Origin of the sequence: Lactobacillus nasalidis (genome assembly GCF_016587775.1) — a bacterium.
In the GTDB taxonomy this organism is placed as follows: domain Bacteria; phylum Bacillota; class Bacilli; order Lactobacillales; family Lactobacillaceae; genus Lactobacillus; species Lactobacillus nasalidis.
Map to the genome: position 1 here is coordinate 1 of NZ_BOCG01000674.1, position 1,282 is coordinate 1,282.

Below are 1,282 nucleotides of genomic sequence, written 5' to 3' on the forward strand. Positions count from 1 at the left end.
CCAGGCCGGCAGCCCCGGTGTAGACCATCAGCTTGCCGATTGAGATGCTGACGCCGTTGGAGCCCCAGTCGCCGATTCCCAAAATGGCTTCGGCGTCGGTGACGACGATCAAGTCGATGTCGCGGCCGGCAGCAGCGTTGCGGATCGCTTCTTCCATCTGTTCCGGGTGGTCTACTGACAGGTAGGCCGCGTTTTGCGGAGTGATCAAAAACTTGCTGTATTCCCGGATGCTTTCAGCAATGCCTGGATCGTAGATGATCGGCATCAGTTCCGCCACGTGCTGCTTGAAGACATGGAAAAACAAGGTCCGGTTGCGGCTGAAAATGTTCATCAGGTAGTGCCGCTTTTCACTGGCACTGGCCTTTTCTTCAATGTTTTCGTATACTTCCTTGGCCTGTTCCTCAATGGTTCTTACGGTTGGCGGGAGAATGCCCACCAGGCCGTACTTGGCTCTTTCTTCTTCGGTAAAAGCCGTGCCCTTGTTGAGAAAAGGATCGTTTAACAAATCGTAGCCTGTCTTCATTTTTGAAAAGCTTCTTTCTATAAATCACTAGATGTCATTTTCGAACCGCTCTCTGGTTCTTTAGAAAATAGTATATTCGCGGTTATTGCCGCGCGGAAGAACAAGTATGGTACACTTAATGTGTCAATTTGACATATGAACCGGCGGGAAAGGGGCGGCATCATGGCTACTTTTAACTACTACAAGGTGTTTTATTTCGCGGCATTTTTCAAAAGCTTCTCCAAGGCGGCGGAAGTGCTCTACAGCAACCAGCCCAACGTGGCCCGGAGCATCAACCGGCTGGAGAGCGAGCTGGGCTGCAAGCTGTTCGTGCGCTCAAACCGCGGGGTCACGCTCACTCCGGAAGGGGAGGCCCTGTACCGGCACGTGGCCGCGGCCTACGATGCCTTGAGCGCCGGCGAGAAAGAGCTCGCGGAAATGCAGGGGCTGAAAACCGGCAGCGTCGCGATCGGCGCCAGTGAAACGGCCTTGAGCCTCTTTCTGCTGGACCGGATCGAACAGTTTCACCACAAGTATCCCGGCGTGCACTTGAAGATCCGGAACAGCCAGACCCTGCACACCTACCATGCCCTGGAGAACGGCCAGGTCGATTTCGCCGTCATCACCGCGCCACTGGACGCCAGCAAGGAATTCCGCAAGGAAGCGATCTACCAGTTCCAGGAAGTGCTGATCGGCGGCCGCCAGTTTGACCGCTATGCCGGCCAAAAGCTCAGCATCCAGGACCTGGCCAAGCTGCCGCTGATCGGGCTGACCAAGACC

General features: G+C 55.3%; 1 protein-coding gene and 1 pseudogene. One reads left to right on the top strand and one right to left on the bottom strand.

Features of this window, described 5'->3' with window-relative positions; genetic code table 11:
• A pseudogene (locus tag lacNas_RS12895) lies at positions 1 to 523 on the bottom strand (NAD-dependent malic enzyme); the annotation flags it as partial.
• A 162-nt stretch (positions 524 to 685) separates the two neighbouring features.
• On the opposite strand from lacNas_RS12895, the gene lacNas_RS12900 reads away from it, so the two are divergent.
• Positions 686 to 1,282: LysR family transcriptional regulator (locus lacNas_RS12900; protein WP_201346928.1), on the top strand; the 597-nt coding region annotated here is incomplete at its 3' end.